This window comes from Streptomyces sp. NPDC053426 (assembly GCF_055585405.1).
This window is the reverse complement of sequence record NZ_JBVJKE010000023.1, coordinates 72,986-90,234: the sequence shown is the minus strand read 5'-3', so window position 1 is coordinate 90,234 and position 17,249 is coordinate 72,986. Positions and strand designations below refer to the sequence as shown.

At 73.1% G+C, this 17,249-nt stretch carries 19 protein-coding genes; 12 read left to right on the top strand and 7 right to left on the bottom strand.

Features of this window, described 5'->3' with window-relative positions; translation table 11 throughout:
• The first annotated feature begins 423 nt into the window (after positions 1-423).
• Entirely contained in the window at positions 424-1,941 is a 1,518-nt protein-coding gene (locus ACZ62B_RS34130) for a glutamate-cysteine ligase family protein (protein WP_469693289.1), read from the top strand.
• Between the two features lie 78 nt (positions 1,942-2,019).
• A complete protein-coding gene (locus ACZ62B_RS34125; protein WP_344561683.1) occupies positions 2,020-2,820 on the top strand; it encodes a CPBP family intramembrane glutamic endopeptidase in 801 nt (266 codons plus the stop codon).
• Positions 2,821-2,871: 51 nt separating this feature from the next.
• Here ACZ62B_RS34125 and ACZ62B_RS34120 read toward each other — a convergent pair whose 3' ends face one another.
• Positions 2,872-3,681, bottom strand: a complete 810-nt coding sequence (locus ACZ62B_RS34120) for a PhzF family phenazine biosynthesis protein (RefSeq protein ID WP_469693287.1) — start codon at positions 3,679-3,681, stop codon at positions 2,872-2,874.
• Between the two features lie 164 nt (positions 3,682-3,845).
• Between ACZ62B_RS34120 and ACZ62B_RS34115 the strand changes: the two genes are divergently transcribed.
• From ACZ62B_RS34115 to ACZ62B_RS34100, 4 genes are all read left to right on the top strand, one after another.
• A complete protein-coding gene (locus ACZ62B_RS34115; RefSeq protein WP_073934582.1) occupies positions 3,846-4,478 on the top strand; it encodes a PadR family transcriptional regulator in 633 nt (210 codons plus the stop codon).
• 180 nt (positions 4,479-4,658) lie between these two features.
• Entirely contained in the window at positions 4,659-5,192 is a 534-nt protein-coding gene (locus ACZ62B_RS34110) for a Clp protease N-terminal domain-containing protein (protein ID WP_344561688.1), read from the top strand.
• Between the two features lie 46 nt (positions 5,193-5,238).
• Entirely contained in the window at positions 5,239-6,240 is a 1,002-nt protein-coding gene (locus tag ACZ62B_RS34105) for an EamA family transporter (RefSeq protein WP_469693285.1), read from the top strand.
• A gap of 225 nt (positions 6,241-6,465) precedes the next feature.
• Positions 6,466-7,422 carry a DMT family transporter gene (locus tag ACZ62B_RS34100; protein ID WP_468725327.1) on the top strand — a complete coding sequence of 319 codons (957 nt, stop codon included), beginning with the start codon at positions 6,466-6,468 and terminating at the stop codon, positions 7,420-7,422.
• Positions 7,423-7,466: 44 nt separating this feature from the next.
• Here the strand turns inward: ACZ62B_RS34100 and ACZ62B_RS34095 are convergent, their stop codons facing one another.
• Both ACZ62B_RS34095 and ACZ62B_RS34090 read right to left on the bottom strand, forming a co-directional pair.
• Entirely contained in the window at positions 7,467-8,099 is a 633-nt protein-coding gene (locus tag ACZ62B_RS34095) for an FMN-binding negative transcriptional regulator (RefSeq protein WP_344561697.1), read from the bottom strand.
• Entirely contained in the window at positions 8,099-8,779 is a 681-nt protein-coding gene (locus ACZ62B_RS34090; RefSeq protein ID WP_344561699.1) for a pyridoxamine 5'-phosphate oxidase family protein, read from the bottom strand. The genes ACZ62B_RS34095 and ACZ62B_RS34090 overlap by 1 nt, the downstream gene beginning before the upstream one ends.
• Before the next feature lie 35 nt (positions 8,780-8,814).
• Between ACZ62B_RS34090 and ACZ62B_RS34085 the strand changes: the two genes are divergently transcribed.
• Positions 8,815-10,152, top strand: a complete 1,338-nt coding sequence (locus ACZ62B_RS34085; protein WP_469693283.1) for an aminotransferase class I/II-fold pyridoxal phosphate-dependent enzyme — start codon at positions 8,815-8,817, stop codon at positions 10,150-10,152.
• Between the two features lie 295 nt (positions 10,153-10,447).
• On the opposite strand, the gene ACZ62B_RS34080 is transcribed toward ACZ62B_RS34085, so the two are convergent.
• Entirely contained in the window at positions 10,448-11,389 is a 942-nt protein-coding gene (locus tag ACZ62B_RS34080; protein WP_469693281.1) for a DMT family transporter, read from the bottom strand.
• Positions 11,390-11,464: 75 nt separating this feature from the next.
• Between ACZ62B_RS34080 and ACZ62B_RS34075 the strand changes: the two genes are divergently transcribed.
• Positions 11,465-12,406, top strand: a complete 942-nt coding sequence (locus tag ACZ62B_RS34075) for a LysR family transcriptional regulator (protein WP_344561705.1) — start codon at positions 11,465-11,467, stop codon at positions 12,404-12,406.
• On the opposite strand, the gene ACZ62B_RS34070 is transcribed toward ACZ62B_RS34075, so the two are convergent.
• Both ACZ62B_RS34070 and ACZ62B_RS34065 read right to left on the bottom strand, forming a co-directional pair.
• A complete protein-coding gene (locus ACZ62B_RS34070; RefSeq protein WP_344561707.1) occupies positions 12,381-12,851 on the bottom strand; it encodes a pyridoxamine 5'-phosphate oxidase family protein in 471 nt (156 codons plus the stop codon). The two genes, ACZ62B_RS34075 and ACZ62B_RS34070, sit on opposite strands and share 26 nt — an antisense overlap.
• Before the next feature lie 41 nt (positions 12,852-12,892).
• A complete protein-coding gene (locus ACZ62B_RS34065) occupies positions 12,893-13,402 on the bottom strand; it encodes a Rieske (2Fe-2S) protein (RefSeq protein WP_344561709.1) in 510 nt (169 codons plus the stop codon).
• Positions 13,403-13,600: 198 nt separating this feature from the next.
• On the opposite strand from ACZ62B_RS34065, the gene ACZ62B_RS34060 reads away from it, so the two are divergent.
• Both ACZ62B_RS34060 and ACZ62B_RS34055 read left to right on the top strand, forming a co-directional pair.
• Positions 13,601-14,365, top strand: a complete 765-nt coding sequence (locus tag ACZ62B_RS34060; RefSeq protein ID WP_344561711.1) for a HipA family kinase — start codon at positions 13,601-13,603, stop codon at positions 14,363-14,365.
• Complete coding sequence (locus ACZ62B_RS34055; RefSeq protein ID WP_468883344.1) at positions 14,362-14,745, top strand: DUF3037 domain-containing protein; 384 nt, start codon at positions 14,362-14,364, stop codon at positions 14,743-14,745. Before ACZ62B_RS34060 ends, ACZ62B_RS34055 begins: the two co-directional genes overlap by 4 nt.
• Positions 14,746-14,828: 83 nt before the next feature.
• Here the strand turns inward: ACZ62B_RS34055 and ACZ62B_RS34050 are convergent, their stop codons facing one another.
• Positions 14,829-15,362 (bottom strand): excalibur calcium-binding protein, encoded by a 534-nt coding sequence (locus ACZ62B_RS34050; protein WP_469693278.1) that lies wholly within the window; start codon positions 15,360-15,362, stop codon positions 14,829-14,831.
• Positions 15,363-15,653: 291 nt separating this feature from the next.
• Between ACZ62B_RS34050 and fabG the strand changes: the two genes are divergently transcribed.
• Together fabG and ACZ62B_RS34040 are read left to right on the top strand one after the other, a co-directional pair.
• Complete coding sequence (fabG, locus tag ACZ62B_RS34045) at positions 15,654-16,415, top strand: 3-oxoacyl-ACP reductase FabG (protein ID WP_030865253.1); 762 nt, start codon at positions 15,654-15,656, stop codon at positions 16,413-16,415.
• A gap of 13 nt (positions 16,416-16,428) precedes the next feature.
• Positions 16,429-17,187 carry an SDR family oxidoreductase gene (locus ACZ62B_RS34040; protein ID WP_344561718.1) on the top strand — a complete coding sequence of 253 codons (759 nt, stop codon included), beginning with the start codon at positions 16,429-16,431 and terminating at the stop codon, positions 17,185-17,187.
• The last annotated feature ends 62 nt before the right edge of the window (positions 17,188-17,249 follow it).

Here is a 17,249-nt window from a genome sequence, read left to right as displayed (position 1 = left end):
CCACCTCCCGGCTGGATCGCTCGAACCGTGGGCGCCAACCTTCTGCCTTGTGCGCGAAGTTTATACGACATGTGTTCAGACTGTGTTTCTTCTAGCTGTTCTCGACCGGCGGAACAAGGGCACTTCTGGCCGGTGAAATGCGAAAATCATCCCGATTCCGGGCCGGGTGCACGCCGATGACCTCGGAAAATGGCCGCGAAGCGGTCGGCCAATTCTCGTCGGCGTTTTTCACGAGTTCGCAACCGACCCGCAAGTCGCCTTCTGTGCCATGCCTCGTGAATGTGCCGCTGGTCACCTCGATCAGACTAGCGGTCGACGGTTCCGTCCGGGGCGTTATCGATCGCATCGACGGGGCATCCTCCCTTGTGGACCGGGACCCCGGCGGCCGATCTTCGGCCCGCCCGCGCGAGGAAGGACCCTTCGATGGGGGAGAAGGTCGTGGCAGGTCGGTTCGACCTGTCCGATCGCCAGCGTTACCGTGAGAAGCTCCGCAGCTGTCTGACGGGCTTGGAGCGACTGCTGGCGGAGAAGCGGTTCGACCGCCCCAAGAACCTCATGGGGCTGGAGATCGAATTGAATCTCGCGGGCGCCGACGGCATGCCGAAAATGTTGAATGCGCAAGTCCTCGAACGGATCGCCAGCAGGGACTTCCAGACGGAACTCGCCATGTTCAATCTGGAAGTGAACATCGCCCCCCACCGATTGGGCGGGCGGGTATTCGACCGGCTCGACGAGGAACTGCGCACTTCGCTCACGTACGCCGACCGGAAAGCCGGTGAGGTGGACGCGGGGATCGTGATGATCGGCATCCTGCCGACGCTGGACCGGGACGACCTGGTCTCCTCGAATCTTTCCGACGTCGACCGCTACGCATTGCTCAACGAACAGATCGTGGCCGCGCGCGGTGAGGAGTTCACCCTCGACATCGACGGCGTCGAGCGCCTCAGCTGCACCTCCAAGTCCATAGCCCCCGAGGCCGCCTGCACCTCGGTGCAACTGCACCTCCAGGTCACCCCGGAGCGCTTCGCCGGTGTGTGGAACGCGGCCCAGGCCGTCGCCGCCGCCCAGATCGCCGTCGGCGCCAACTCGCCGTTCCTGTTCGGCCGCGAACTGTGGCGCGAGTCCCGGCCCCCGCTGTTCCAGCAGTCCACGGACACCCGCCCGCCCGAGCTCCAGGCCCAGGGCGTGCGGCCGCGCACCTGGTTCGGGGAGCGCTGGGTGACCTCGGCGTTCGACCTGTTCGAGGAGAACCTGCGCTACTACCCGGCCCTGCTGCCCCTCTGCGACGACGAGGACCCGCTGGAGGTGCTGGACCGGGGCGGCGTCCCCAGCCTCGCCGAACTCGTCCTGCACAACGGCACCGTCTACCGCTGGAACCGCCCCGTCTACGGCGTCGCCGACGGCGTTCCCCACCTGCGCGTGGAGAACCGCGTGCTGCCCGCCGGCCCCACGATCACCGACGTCATCGCCAACGCGGCCTTCTACTACGGCGTGGTCCGCGCCCTCGCCGAGGACAGCCGGCCGGTGTGGACCCGGCTGCCGTTCGAGGCGGCGGCCGCCAACTTCGACGCCGCCTGCAAGCACGGCATCGACGCCCGCCTCACCTGGCCCCGGCGCGGCCGTCTCGGCGGGCTGGGCGAGGTGGACGCGGTCACCCTCGTACGGGACGAACTGCTGCCGCTCGCCGAGGCCGGGCTGGACGCGTGGGGGATCGAGCCCGCGGACCGGGACCTGTACCTCGGGGTGATCGAGGAGCGGTGCCGGCGAAGGGTGAACGGCGCGACCTGGCAGGCCGCGACCTTCCACCGGGCCCTCGACCTGGGCCTCGGCCGGGAGGCCGCCCTGGCCGCCACCACCCGCCGCTACCGCGAGCTGATGAAGCAGGGCGATCCGGTGCACAGCTGGCCGGTGGGACTGCCGGAACCGGTGCCCACGGGCTGACGCCGTCACCGCCCCCCGGCCGGGCGCACAGCCGCTGCCCTCATACTGATCGGACCGATCGGTGATGTGGAGGCAGGTGTGCAGGCGGAGGCGGGCCCGGCGGCCGATTCGTACCCTGAGCGGAGGCCCTCGCGGACGACGCTCCGCAACGAGACGCTTCTCGTGCTCGCGCTGTCGCTCGGCGCGAGCGGAGTGTCGGCCCTGATCAGCTTCGTCGGCTCGGTCACCGAACCGGGCGGCCTGAAGGACCAGGCGGCCACCCTCAACGCGTCGGCCGCGCCGGGCCGCCCCTGGCTGGACCTCGCCTGGCAGCTCTTCGGGATCACCACGGCGCTCGTCCCCGTCGCGCTGGTCGCGCACTTCCTGCTGCGCGAGGGCGCGGGGCTGCGCACCCTCGGCTTCGACCGCACCCGGCCCTGGTCCGACCTCGGCCGCGGAGCGGCGGTCGCGGCGGTCATCGGCAGCAGCGGCATCGCCTTCTACCTGGCCGCGCGCGGCCTCGGCTTCAACCTCACCGTGGTGCCGGAGGCGCTGCCCGAGGTGTGGTGGAAGTACCCCGTGCTGATCCTGTCCGCGATGCAGAACTCGATCCTCGAAGAGGTCATCGTCGTCGGCTATCTGCTGCGCCGGCTCGATCAGTTGGGCTGGAGCCCCGGCGCCTCGCTGGCGGCCAGTTCGGTGCTGCGCGGCTCGTACCACCTCTACCAGGGCATCGGCGGCTTCATCGGGAACATGGTGATGGGCGTGGTGTTCGTGTACCTCTACCGGCGCTGGGGGCGCGTCGGGCCGCTGGTGGTCGCGCACACGCTGCTCGACATCGGGGCGTTCGTGGGGTACGCGCTGCTGGCCGGCAAGGTGGACTGGCTGCCGACGGCGTGAGGCGGCGGAGGGGCGTACGGCACGGCCGTACGCCCCTCCGCCGTACCGGGTTCAGACCAGCAGGTCGCCCTCGATGACCGTCACGGCCCGTCCGCCCAGCAGGGTGCGCCCGCCGCGCACCTCGGTGCGGACGCGGCCGGAGCGCGGTGAGGCCTGGAGGCCGGTGAGGACGGAGCGGCCGAGGCGCTCGGACCAGTACGGGGCCAGAGCGGTGTGCGCGCTGCCGGTGACCGGGTCCTCGTCGATGCCGACGTTCGGGAAGAAGCAGCGGGAGACGAAGTCGTAGCCGAGGGCGGAGTTCTCGGCGCGGGCGGTGGCGATGACGCCGCGCTCGGAGTGGGCGGTCAGGGCCTTGAGATCGGGCCGCAGGGCGTGGACGGTCCGCTCGTCGGCGACCTCGACGAGCAGGTCCCCGATGTTCGGGCCGGTGTCGAACGCCGTGAGCGGCCGGGTGCCCAGCGCCTCGGCGACGCCTTCGGGAACGTCGACCGCGGTGAGCGGGGCGGTGGGGAAGTCCAGGGTGACGGCGCCGTCCTCGCCGGGCGTGGCGACGAGGACGCCGCTGCGGGTGGCGAACCGCACCGGCCCCCGGTGCGCGCCGGTGGTGTGCAGGACGTGCGCGGTGGCCAGCGTCGCGTGGCCGCACATCGCGACCTCGGTGGCGGGGGTGAACCAGCGCAGCGCCCAGTCGGCCTCGCCGCCCGCGGGGAGCGGGTGGGCGAAGGCCGTCTCGGCGTGGTTGACCTCCAGGGCGACGTTCTGCAGCCAGGGGTCGTCCGGGAAGGCGTCCAGCAGCAGTACCCCGGCGGGGTTGCCGGCGAAGGGCCGGTCGGTGAAGGCGTCGACGATTCGAATCCGCATGTCCTGACGGTAGGGGTTCCACGAAGCCGCGGGCCAAGGCCAATTCGGGAGTGCCGGCCCGTTCGCCGCGGCTGTCGCCCGGTCGGAAGGGGGTTGCCGGATGAACAGTTCCGATATATCGTTGAAGCATCGCGACAGATCAACGACAGAATGGAGTGGTTGCGATGCGCACCCATGGTCACGAGCATGGACACGGTCACGGCGGCCCGCGTGGCGGCCGGGGCGACTTCGAGCGGCTGCGGGCGGCCTTCGGGCCCTTCGGCCCGGGGGGCCCGGGTGGTCCCGGCGGTCCCTTCGGCCCGGGTTTCGGGCACGGCGGCCCCTGGGGCGGACGAGGGCGCGGCGGACCGAGGGGAAGGGCGCGGCGCGGTGACGTACGGGCCTCGATCCTGGCCCTGCTGAAGGACCGTCCGATGCACGGCTACGAGATGATCCAGGAGATCGCCGAGCGCAGCGGCGGGGCGTGGAAGCCCAGCCCCGGCTCGGTGTACCCCACCCTCCAGCTGCTGGAGGACGAGGGGCTGATCGCCAGCGAGTCCGAGGGCGGCAAGAAGCTGTTCTCGCTGACCGACGCCGGCCGCTCGGCGGCCGAGGAGGGCCCCGAGGCTCCCTGGGAGGAGGCCTCGCGCGGGGTCGACTGGGAGGCGCTGAGCGAGATCCGGCAGGCCGGCTTCGGCCTGATGGAGGCCTTCGGGCAGGTCTGGAAGACGGGCAGCAAGGAGCAGCGGGAGAAGGCCCTCGCCGTCATCAACGAGGCCCGCAAGAAGCTGTACCTGATCCTCGCCGACGAGGACTGACGAGGCCGGTGAGGGCCGCCGAGGGGCGTGACGCAAACCGGCGCGCGCCCCTCGGGCGGAAACGCCCTGATGTCCTTCGCAAGGAGGAGATCCCGGACCGGGACGTCCACTTCCCGTCGGACGCCAAGATGCTTCCCGCCGGGGATGCCCCGGGCCCGTGCGGCTGATGGGGTGGGGGACGTGCAACCCCGTATCCCCCGGCAGCAGGCCCAGGAGCTCCAGGAGCAGGGCATCCACCGCGCGGAGAACGATGTCAGGCTCGGCGCCGAGCTGGCAGCGGTGGTGTCCGGTGCCCGGCGCAGAGCGGTCCGGGACGGGGACCGGCAGATCGACACCGCCCATCTGCTGCACTCGCTCCTGGAGTCCGACGCCGACGTGAGAGCCCTCTTCGGCGAGGGCCCGCGGATCGCCCGGCTGCTCGGCTACCTGGTCCAGCGCAGCATCGGCTACGGGCTGCGCTGGCAGGGCGCGGTCGAGGACTCCGGAAGCGTCCCCGTGGTGGCCGGGACCGCGGGCCTCTCGCCGCTGGCCGCGGGCTGCATGGAGTACGCCCACGAGCGCGCCGCCCGTCACGGACGCGGCCCGGCGTGCGGCACGGACCTGCTCGCGGCGCTCGTCGTGGATCCCGGGGCGCGCGCCGTCGAGGTGCTCGAACGCGCCGGGATCGACCCTCGTGAACTGTTCGTCCGACTTGAGGCGCCGTCCGGTCGGTGAGACAGGTGCCATAAGGGGTGACGCTCCTGTCGGGGCCTGTCATCATGTGCCGGTGCCTACCTCTGTCATCACCCCGAGCGACCACCGGAAGGGCGTCGGGCTCGGCCTCGCGCTGCTGTCCGCGCTGGCCTTCGGGGGTTCCGGTGTGGCGGCCAAGCCGCTGATCGAGGCGGGTCTCGACCCGCTCCACGTCGTGTGGCTGCGGGTGGCGGGCGCGGCGCTCGTCATGCTGCCGCCGGCGGTGCGCCACCGGGGACTCCTGCGCAGCAGGCCCGGACTGCTCGCCGGGTTCGGCCTGTTCGCCGTGGCCGGCGTCCAGGCCTGCTACTTCGCCGCCCTCTCCCGCATCCCCGTCGGGGTCGCCCTGCTGGTCGAGTACCTGGCGCCCGCGCTCGTGCTCGGCTGGGTGCGGTTCGTGCAGCGGCGGCCGGTGACCCGTGCCGCCGCGGTCGGCGTGGTCCTGGCGGTGGGCGGGCTCGCCTGTGTCGTGGAGGTGTGGTCGGGCCTCGGCTTCGACGCGCTCGGTCTGCTGCTGGCGCTCGGCGCGGCCTGCTGCCAGGTCGGCTACTTCGTCCTGTCCGACCAGGGCAGCGACGGCGACGAGGCACCCGACCCGCTCGGTGTGATCGCCTACGGACTGCTGATCGGCGCCGCCGTCCTGACCGTCGTCGCCCGCCCCTGGTCCATGGAGTGGTCCGTGCTCACCGGCAGCGCGGAGATGGACGGCACCCCGGTCGCCGCCTTCGTCCTGCTGGCCTGGATCGTCCTCGTCGCCACGGTGGCCGCGTACGTCACCGGGGTGGTGTCGGTGCGCCGGCTCTCCCCGCAGGTCGCCGGTGTCGTGGCCTGCCTGGAGGCGGTCATCGCCACCGTCCTCGCCTGGGTCCTGCTCGGCGAGCACCTGTCGGCACCGCAGATCGTGGGCGGCGCGGTGGTCCTGACGGGCGCCTTCATCGCCCAGTCCTCGGCCCCCGCGAAGGGCTCGGGAGAACCCGTGGCGAGCGGCGGTCCCGAAAGGGAGTTGTCCACGCCGGGAACGACCGCCTAGGGTGCTGATCATGCATGCGCGCGCACGTGTTCTTCCGCCTCCGGCCGCCTGACGCGGGCCCTCCGGTACATCCGCCCGGCCGGTCGCCGGGCGTGACGGTGCTGCCCGCGAACGAAGTCCGCGGATCCCGCCTGCCCGGCCCCGACCGGGACTGATCCGGGATCCCTTCCCGAACTTCCGCGCCCACGCCGACGCGCGTGGTGCGTGCACCCGCGGAGAGAACACGTGTCGAACGCCGTCTCCGGCCTGCCCGTCGGGCGAGGCCTCCTCTATCTGATCGTCGCCGGTGCCGCCTGGGGCACCGCGGGCGCCGCCGCGTCGCTGGTCTACCGGACCAGCGACATGGGCCCCGTCGCCCTGTCCTTCTGGCGCTGCGCCGTCGGCCTGGTCCTGCTGCTCGCCGCCCGGCCGCTGTCCCGCCGTTCCCGGCCCGCCGCGCCCGAGCCGCTCGCCCGCCGGGCGCTGCGGGCCGGGGCCACCGGCGTCGGGCTCGCGGTCTTCCAGACCGCCTACTTCGCGGCCGTCTCCGCCACGGGACTCGCCGTGGCCACCGTCGTCACCCTCGGCGCCGGACCCGTACTGATCGCGCTCGGCGCGTGGCTGACCATGGGGGAGCGCCTGGGGCGCGGCGGACTGGCCGCCGTCGTGGGCGCGCTCGCCGGACTCGTCGTGCTCGTCCTCGGCGGCGGGGACGCGACCGTGGACCCGTGGGGCGTCCTGCTCGCCCTGCTGTCCGCGGCCGGATACTCGGCGATGACGCTGCTCACCCGCTGGTGGGGGCGCGACGGCGGTACGGACTCCGCCGGCACGACCGTCAGGGCGTTCGCCGTCACCAGTCTGGTGCTGCTGCCGTTCGCCGCGGCCGAGGGACTGGTGCCGCACACCGACGCCCCCGGCGCGCTGCTGTGCCTGCTGGTGTACGTCGCCTCCGTGCCGACGGCGCTCGCGTACGGCCTCTACTTCGCCGGCGCGGCCGTCGTACGGTCGGCCACCGTGTCCGTGATCATGCTGCTGGAGCCGGTGAGCGCGGCGGTGCTCGCGGTCGCCCTGCTCGGTGAGCGGCTCACGACGGCCACCCTGGCCGGCACCCTGCTGATGCTCGGCTCGGTCGCGGGCCTCGCGGTCGGCGAGGCGCGGAGCGCGCGGGCCCGCGGGGAGGAGCCGGACGTGGTGCCGGTGTGACGGCGCGGGGCCCTTCCGCGCGGAAGGGCCCCCGACCCCGGTGGTCAGGCCGGCTGCCGGCGCAGGACGTGCGCGCGTGCCTCCGCGTCACGCGCGCCGCCCCGGTCTGCCAGCCCGGCCGCGATGCGTTCCCGTACCGCCTCGGACCGCTTGCCCGCGTACTTGAACTTCGCCCGCACGCCCGTCACTTCGAGCCGGAGCCCGCGGATCCCGGACAGCAGCCTGCCGTACGGGGCCTCGCCCGCCGCCGCCGGTGCGGAGCCGCCCTCCGGCTGGAAGTGGCCGACCTGGCGGTCGAGGAGCGCGGCCTTCTGTACCGGATCGTCCACGACATGGGCGCGGCAGCGGAGTTGGACGGACGCGTAGAGGCTCGTCGGGACGCCGTGCTCGGGCGGGGTGCCGGGCTCGGCCTGCCAGGGGCCGGGGACGTAGACGTAGTCGTCGACCACGCTCAGCACGACCTCCGGGTTCGCCTCGACGGCGTGCCAGAGCGGGTTGGGCCGGGCCAGGTGGGTGACCGCCTCGCCGCGCTCGGCGTCGTAGGCGAAGTGCAGGGGCTGGACGTGGGGCGGCTCGCCCGGCGGGCCGTTGACCGCGAGCTGACCGAAGTCGTGCGCGGCCAGCCACCGCTGCCATTCGTCGTCGTCGCGGGGCGCGTCCCAGGGGTGGATCAGCATCACAGGGCCGTCAGGTAGCCGGGCAGCTCGGTGCCCGGGGCCAGGCCCGGGTCGGCGAGCGGGGCGTCGTAGCCCTTGCGCAGCGGGACGACGCCGGCCCAGTGGGGCAGGGCGAGGTCCTCGGGCTCGTCGTTGACACCGCCGGTGCGGAGCTTGGCGGAGACCTCGTCCAGGTCGAGGCGGATCACCGCCGTGGCGGCCAGCTCCTTCTTGTTCGCCGGCCGGGAGTCGGCGGCGCGGCCCGGTACGACGTGGTCGACCAGGGCGTCGAGGGCCTGCCGCTTCTCCTCGGGGTCGGTCACGTCGTACGCCAGGCCGTGGACCACCACGGAGCGGTAGTTGATCGAGTGGTGGAAGGCCGAGCGGGCCAGCACCAGCCCGTCGACGTGGGTGACGGTCAGGCAGACCGGGAGGCCGGGGTCGGCCTGGCCCGCCGCGCGCAGCGGGCGCGAGCCGGTCGAACCGTGCACGTAGAGGACCTCGCCGACCCGGCCGTACAGCGTGGGCAGCACCACCGGCGCGCCGTCCCGGACGAAGCCGAGGTGGCAGACGTAGCCCTCGTCGAGTATCGCGTGCACCAGCTCCTTGTCGTACGCGGCACGCTCGGGGGAGCGGGTGGGGACGGTGCGCTCGGTGGGCGGGTAGGTGTCGGCGGGCCGCTGCTGCGGGGTCCCCTGCATGGCACTCTCCATTGCACTAGTGCATAATTGGCTTTGTGCTAGGAGAGTATCGGATCAGTGGGCGGCGTGCGGCGGAGATTTCCGCGAGCATCGAGCGCGCGGTGGGGGACGGGGCGCTGGGTCCGGGCGAACCGCTGCCTCCCCTGCGGGAGTTGGCGGAGCGGCTCGGGGTGAACCCGAACACCGTCGCCGCCGCGTACCGGACCCTGCGCGAGCGCGGGGTCATCGAGACCGCGGGCCGGCGGGGGAGCCGGGTGCGGTCCAAACCGGCCACCACCGCGCGTGAACTCATCCGGGTGGAGGTCCCGCCGGGCGTGCGGAACCTGTCCGAGGGCAACCCGGACCCGGCGCTGCTGCCCGCGCTGGCCGGGGCGTTCGCGGCGGCGGCCGGGGAGGGCGACCGGGAGCCGGTGCTGTACGGGCACGCGCCCGTGGAGCCCGAGCTGGCGCGGCTGGCACGGGCCGGGCTGGACACCGACGGTGTTCCCGACGGGCCCGTCGCCGTCACCTCGGGCGCGCTGGACGCGATGGAGCGGGTGCTCGTGGCGCATCTCAGGCCCGGGGACGCGGTCGCGGTGGAGGATCCGGGGTGGGGGAGCCTGCTGGACCTGGTCCCGGCGCTGGGGCTGAGGACCGTTCCCGTAGGGGTCGACGACGAGGGTCCGCTGCCCGATGACGTGCGGAGGGCGCTGGCGGGCGGGGCGCGGGCCCTGATCGTCACGGACCGGGCGCAGAACCCGACCGGCGCCGCACTGGGCGCCGCACGCGCGCGTGCCCTGCGCCGGGTGCTCGCCGACCATCCGGAGACGCTGCTCATCGAGGACGACCACGGGCACCACATCGTCGACCTGCCGCTGTACGCCTTGGCGGGTACGACCCGTAGCTGGGCCTTCGTGCGCTCGGCGGCCAAGGCCTACGGCCCCGACCTGCGGCTCGCGGTGCTCACCGGGGACGCGGTCACCCTCGACCGGGTGCGCGGGCGGCAGCGGCTCGGGCCGGGGTGGGTCAGCAGGATCGTCCAGCGCGCGGTGGTGCGGCTGTGGAGCGAGGGGGCGGTGGATCCGGCGGCCGTGGCCGCGCGGTACGGGCGGCGCCGGGAGGCGCTGATCGGGGCACTGGCCGGGTGCGGGGTCGCGGCGCGCGGGCGCAGCGGCATGAACGTGTGGGTGCCGGTCCCCGACGAGACCGGTGCGGTCGCCCGGCTGCTGCACGCGGGCTGGGCGGTAGCCCCCGGGGCTCGCTTCCGGATGGACGCGGCGCCGGGGATCCGGGTCACGGTCTCGACGCTCACGGAGGACGAGATAGGGCCGCTGTCCGAGGCGATCGCCGCGGCTATCGGTCCGGCCGGGGGGCTGGTGCGGACGTATGCCTGAGGCGGTGTCCGGGAGCGCGCTGGGCGGGGTGTTGCGCGGCCCGGCGTTCGCGGGGTGCCTCCCCCACTCTCGGCTCCTCCCCCACTCTCGGCTTCGCTCGAGCGGGAGGTACCCCCATGAGCGGGAGGTACCCCCATCGCCCACCCGTGCCGCCCTGGGGGTACCTCCCAGGCCCTTGAGGCACTGGGGGAGGCACGACTGCCCGCAGCTGCGCGGCGCTGTGGTGATGCGGTGACGCGGCGATGTGGTGACGGGGCGGGGTGGGCGCTGGGGTGATCGGCCGTAGCCGGGGCGGTTACGCCGGCCGCTTGGGTCTCACCTGGGTGAGGGCCGCGCCCGCCAGGACGATCGCCGCGCCCACCGGTGTCGACCAGGTCAGGGTTTCGCCGAGGAGGGCGATGCCGGCCGCCGCGGCGATCACCGGGACGAAGTAGGTGACCATCTGGCCGGTCGTCGGGCCGACCTCGGCGACCAGGCCGTACTGGATGAGTACGGCCAGCCCCGTGCCCAGCGTGCCCAGCGCGGCGATCGCCAGCAGCGGACCGACGGCGAAGTCGGTCGGCAGGGTGGTGGACAGCGGGGTGACGACGGCCAGCTGGGCCGTGGCCAGCAGCAGCTGACCGCCGGTCAGGGACAGGTTCGAGTGGCTGCTGCCCGCCAGGGTACGGCGGACGTAGATCCAGCCGACGGGGTAGCTCAGCGAGGCCAGCAGGGCCAGCGTCGTGCCGCGGGCGTCCAGGCCCTCGAATCCCTGCCAGGCGCCCAGCACGGTCAGCACCCCGAGGAAGCCCAGGCCGAGCCCCGCCACCCGCACCCGGGTCGGCCGGTCCTCGGAGAGCGCCACCAGCGACAGCGCCATGCCCCACAGCGGCGAGGTCGCGTTGCAGATCCCGGCCAGCGTGGACGGGATGGTCAGCTCCGCGAAGGCGAACAGCGAGAACGGCAGGGCGTTCAGCAGGAACCCGGCGACCGCGAGATGACCCCAGGTGCGCGCATCGCGCGGCAGCCCCTCCCGCCGTACCGCCATCGCCACCGCCAGGACGGCGGTACCGAAGGCCAGCCGGCCGAAGGTGACCTGGAAGGGGGCGTAGCCCTGGGTGCCGACCTTGATGAGGAGGAAGCTGAACCCCCAGATCAGGGAGAGCGCGCCGAAACGCAGCCGCCAGTCCAGGCGGGGGCGGGGATGCTCCGGGGCGGGGCCGGCCGGTGCGGTGGTGGTCGCGGTGACGCTGCTCATGGACGCAACGATGAGGGACATCCATCTCGTAGCACAATCGAGATTTCGCACGCGGTATCTCGTAGCATCGCTTACATGTTGAACCTGGAGCGCCTGCGCACCCTCGACGCCCTCGCCCGGCACGGCTCGGTCAGCGGCGCGGCCGAGGGACTGCACATCACCACCTCGGCCGTCTCGCAGCAGATGTCCAAGCTGGAGCGCGAGGTCGGCCAGCAACTGCTGGCCAAGAACGGGCGGGGCGTCCGGCTCACGGACGCGGGCCGGCTGCTCGCCGAGCACGCCGCGCGCATCCTCTCCCAGGTCGAGCTCGCCCAGTCCGACCTGGAGGCGCAGCGCGGACAGGTCGCCGGTGAGCTGCGGGTCGCGGCCTTCCCGACCGCCGCGCGGGGACTGTTCCCGGCGGCCCTGCGGGACCTGCGCGAGCGGCATCCCGCGCTGCGCGTGCGCTCCCGCGAGCAGGAGCCGGAGCAGGGCATCCGGGGAGTGGTGCGCGGGGACCTCGATCTCGCGGTGGTGCTCGACTGGCACAACAAGCCGATGCCGCTGCCCGACGGCCTGGTCAAGGCGCCCCTGCTGGACGACCCGGCCGATGTGGCGCTCCCGGCCGGCCACCGGTTCGCCGGCCGCGACGAGGTGGACCTCGCCGACTTCGCCGGGGACGAGTGGATCACCTGGGGCGAGGGCGAGTTCTGCCACGAGTGGCTGATGTTCACCCTGCGCTCCAAGGGCATCGAGCCGATCATCGGCCACCGCGCCGCCGAGAGTCACACCCAGCTCGGCCTGGTCGCGGCGGGGCTCGGCGTCTGCATCGCCCCGCTGCTGGGCCGCGACCCGCTGCCCGACGGGGTGGCGACCGTCCCGCTCAAGCAGCGCGTACGACGGCACGTCTTCGTCGTCTGGCGCGCGGACGCCGACCGCCGCCCGTCGATCCGGGCGGCGGTCCAGGCGCTGCGGGCTGCGGGGGAGAGCGTCGGGGCGACGAGCGAGAGCCCTACGGCAGCGTCGGCAGCTTCCTGAAGTCCCAGGACACGGTCTTCTCCGGGGTCAGGCGCAGCCAGGCGTGCCGCCCGTCGTGGGGCATCTCGTCCAGGCCGAAGTTCTTACGGGCGAACAGCGTCTCCGGAACGTCGAGTTCCGCGCGCAGTTCACCGGTGCGCGGGATCTCGCCCACGAACTCCACCCGCCCGGACAGCTCCGCACCGCGCAGCTCGTCGTACTCCTCGCCCGTGTCGACCACGATCGCCACCCGTGGATCCCGCCGCAGATCCGTCCAGCGCCTGCTGCGCACCACGGAGTACAGCCACAGCGAGGTGCCGTCCCAGGCGAACCAGAGCGTGCTGACGTGCGGCGCCCCGTCGGCGGACACCGTGGCGACCCGGCAGGTGCGCTGGACGGTGAGGAAGTCGTCCAGCTCACCGGGCGTCATCATGATCTTCCGGCCCCGGCGCTGCGTGGCGGTCATACGGTCCCTTCGTCTCTCGTGTCGTGCCCGGCGCCGGCGACTCAGGCGAGGGTGATCGAGTCCCCGCTCACCGTGATCTCCACGGCGGGCAGCGGCTTGGTCGCCGGGCCGCTCCGCACACTGCCGTCGGTGATGGAGAAGTTGCTGTTGTGGCAGGGGCAGTTGATGACCCCGTCGGCGATGCTCTTCACCGCGCACCCCTGGTGGGTGCAGGTCGCCGAGAACGCCTTGAACTCGCCCGCCGTCGGCTGGGTGACGACCACCTTACGGTCGGCGAAGACCTTTCCGCCGCCCTCGGGGATGTCGGCGGTCGAGGCGAGCGGGTCGGCACCGGCGCCGGCGTTCTCGCCGCCGCCCGAACCCCCGCCGCTCGTGCCGTCGCCGCCGCCGTCCGACGAGGCGCCGGTGGAGCCGGAGTCCACGGAGGAGTCCGACGCGTCGTCGGAGCCTCCGCACGCGGTCAGCGCGACGGCGAGGCCCGCCGCTCCGGCCGCCGCCACGACGGTTCGACGGGCGGGTCCCGACGCGGATGTGAACGATGCGCTGGTCATGCCGGTGTGTCCCTTCCGGGGTCGCGTGATCTGGGGAGAGGTACGGTCGGCGGGCCCATGCCGTTCATACGATGCCGAGAGCTTGGCGTGTCCGCGGTCTGACGGGCGTAAACCACGGCTGTCGTTTCGCTGTCGGACTCCGGGCCGTCCCGCACGGGTCGCCTCCGACGTGCGGCGACACGCCAGTAGCCTGGTGCGATGCTGAAGGAAGTCACCGCGACCCGTTTCATCGCGCCGCTGCGCGAGGGCGGCTCGCTGCCGGGGCTGATCGAGGCCGACGACCTCGGCACGTACGTGCTGAAGTTCGCCGGCGCCGGACAGGGCCGCAAGACGCTGGTCGCCGAGGTCGTCTGCGGGGAACTCGCCCGCCGGCTGGGACTGAGGGTGCCCCGCCTGGTCACCGTCGAGCTCGACCCCGTGCTGGGGCTCGGCGAGCCCGAGCCGGAGGTGCAGCGGCTGCTGAAGTCCAGCGGCGGCACCAACCTCGGCATGGACTTCCTCTCCGGCGCCCTCGGCTTCGACCCGCTCGCCTTCGAGGTCGGCCCGGAGGAGGCCGGACGGATCGTCTGGTTCGACGCGCTGGTGAACAACGTCGACCGCTCCTGGCGCAACCCCAACATGCTCCGCCGGCGCGGCGAACTGTGGCTCATCGACCACGGCGCGACCATGATCTGGCACCACAACTGGCCCGGCGCGGCAGCCTCCGCCGCCCGCCCCTACGACGCCTCCGACCACGCCCTGAAGTCGTTCGCGCCGGACATCGCGTCCGCCGCGGCCCGGCTCGCGCCGCAGGTCACCGAGGAACTGCTCGCCGAGGTCACCGCGGAGATCCCCGACCTCTGGCTGACCGGCGAGCCCGGCTTCGACACCCCGGACGAACTCCGGTCGGCCTACGCGCGGCCGCTGATCGCCCGCGCGGCCACCGTCCACCACGACATCCACGGCCTCGAGGGGGACCAGTGAGCGACCGGTACGTCTTCGAGTACGCGTTGCTGCGGGTCGTACCGCGCGTCGAACGCGGGGAGTGCGTCAACGCCGGGGTGCTCGTGTACTGCCGCCCCAAGTCGTTCGTCACGGCCCGCACCCATCTCGACGAGGCGCGGCTGCTGGCCCTCGACCCGGAGGCCGACGTGCCCGGCGTACGGGCCGCGCTGCGTGCCGTCGAGGGCGTCTGCGCGGGCGGGGACGCGGCAGGGCAGGCGGCGCGGGACGACGCGGGACGGCGCTTCCGCTGGCTGATCGCACCCCGGTCCACCATCGTCCGGCCCGGCCCCGTCCACACCGGGCTCACCACCGATCCGGCGGCGGAGGCGGAACGGTTGCTGGAGTTGCTCGTGCGCTGACCGGGGCGCGGGGCTGTGGCGACATGCGGCTCCGCCGCGTGGGCGCGAGCGACCGCGAACCACCCGCAGCCGCCCACGGCACGTCAGGCCCGGTGACGTTTCACCAGGTACCCCGCCGCGGCCACGGCGCCCGTCACGAACGTCGTACCGATCCCCAGGTCCCAGCCGCTCGGCCCGGACTCCGACGAGCCGCCCAGCCCGCCCTGCACACCGCGCGTCGGCGCGACGGACGCGGGGGTCGGGGGCGCGACGGGCGTCCTGGTGGGCGTGGCGGTCGTCGGCACCGGCGTCGGTGACCGAGTGGGCGCGACCGTCGTCGGTGTCGGAGACGGCGACCGGGTCGGCGCCGAGGCCGGGGCGGAGGTGGCGGGAGCCGGACGGAAAGTGGACGACGTGAGACCGCGCCGGGGCAGCGCCTCGCAGGCCACCCCGTCGTCCGGACCCGGGTCCTCGTCGAGCCGGTGCGGATCGCTCCGGTCCGTGTCGAAGAAGACCTGCGCGTCCTCCTGGTAGGTGAAGTCGCCGCAGTCCAGGTCCTGGGCGTGAGCGGTGTCGGCCAACGGCACGATCGCGGCGAGCGCGATCAGCGTGCCCATGGCACCGGTGCGACGGCGCATGGAGCGCCTCCTTTCCGGCCGCGGGTGGCTCGCGTCTCGACGCTAGGGGCCGACCGGCGCGAGGGCGCGCAGCGCTGGGCCGTTCGGGTGCTCCGCGCGGATGCCGGGCGCGTGGCGGTCACGGCGGGCGGAAGAGGGCCCCGCGCGGGGAATGGATCACACACGCGCGGTGTGCCGTTGACACCGGGTGCCAGGGCTTCTAGCGTCACGTCTGCTGAAGGTACTAAGCGGTCGCTCATCGATTCCGGTCCGACCGCAGGAGCCGCATCCCAAGCGCGAGGAGAAGCAGCAATGTCCACCACTGAGCAGCGGGTCGCGGTCGTCACCGGCGCCGCGCGCGGCATCGGCGCCGCCACCGCCGTACGACTGGCCGCCGAGGGCCGAGCGGTCGCCGTGATCGACCTCGACGAGGCCGCCTGCAAGGACACCGTCGAGAAGATCACCGCCGCCGGCGGCAAGGCGATCGCGGTCGGCTGCGACGTCTCCGACGAGGCACAGGTCGAGGCGGCCGTCGCGCGGATCGCCGAGGAGCTCGGCGCGCCCACGATCCTTGTCAACAACGCGGGCGTGCTGCGCGACAACCTGCTGTTCAAGATGAGCGTCTCCGACTGGGACACCGTCATGAACGTGCACCTGCGCGGCGCGTTCCTGATGTCGAAGGCCTGTCAGAAGCACATGGTGGACGCCGGGTTCGGCCGGATCGTCAACCTGTCGTCCTCCTCCGCGCTCGGCAACCGCGGCCAGGTCAACTACTCGGCCGCCAAGGCCGGCCTCCAGGGCTTCACCAAGACCCTCGCCAAGGAGCTCGGCAAGTTCGGCGTCACCGCCAACGCCGTCGCCCCCGGCTTCATCGCCACCGAGATGACCAAGGCCACCGCCGACCGCGTCGGCATGGGCTTCGAGGACTTCAAGGCCGCCGCCGCCACCCAGATCCCGGTCGCCCGCGTCGGCGAGCCCGAGGACATCGCCAACGCGATCGCCTTCTTCACCGGCGAGGCGGCCGGCTTCGTCTCCGGCCAGGTGCTGTACGTCGCCGGCGGACCGCTCGACTAGGAAGACCGGGAACATGACTGCTGTGGAACTCTCGGGCAAGGTCGCCCTGATCACCGGCGCCAGCCGCGGCATCGGCTACGGCGTCGCCGAGGCGCTGGTCGCGCGCGGCGACCGGGTCTGCATCACGGGCCGGGGCGAGGACGCCCTCAAGGAGGCCGTCGAGAAGCTCGGCACCGACCGTGCCGTCTACGTCGCGGGCAAGGCGCACGACGAGGCCCATCAGGCCCTCGCCGTGGAGCGCGTGATGGAGGCCTTCGGCCGGGTCGACTACCTGGTCAACAACGCCGGTACCAACCCGGTGTTCGGGCCGATCGCCGATCTCGACCTGAACGTGGCGCGCAAGGTGTTCGAGACCAACGTGATCTCGGCGCTCGGCTTCGCTCAGAAGACCTGGCACGCCTGGCAGAAGGACAACGGCGGCGCGATCGTCAACATCGCCTCCGTCGCGGGCATCGCGCCCTCGCCGTTCATCGCCGCCTACGGCGTCAGCAAGGCCGCGCTGATCAACCTGACCCAGCAGCTGGCGCACGAGTTCGCGCCCGGGGTGCGGGTCAACGCCATCGCCCCGGCCGTGGTGAAGACCAAGTTCGCGCAGGCGTTGTACGAGGGACGGGAGGCGGAGGCCGCCGCCGGCTACCCGCTGGGCCGGCTCGGTGTGCCCTCCGACATCGGCGGTGCCGCCGCGTTCCTCACCTCGGACCAGTCGGACTGGGTCACCGGCCAGACCCTGGTCGTCGACGGCGGCATCTTCCTCAACGCCGGCGTCGCCTGAACCGCACGTCCCGCGCGGTGCGGCACGTGCGCCGCGCGGGGCTCCTGTTCGACGGTCCGGCA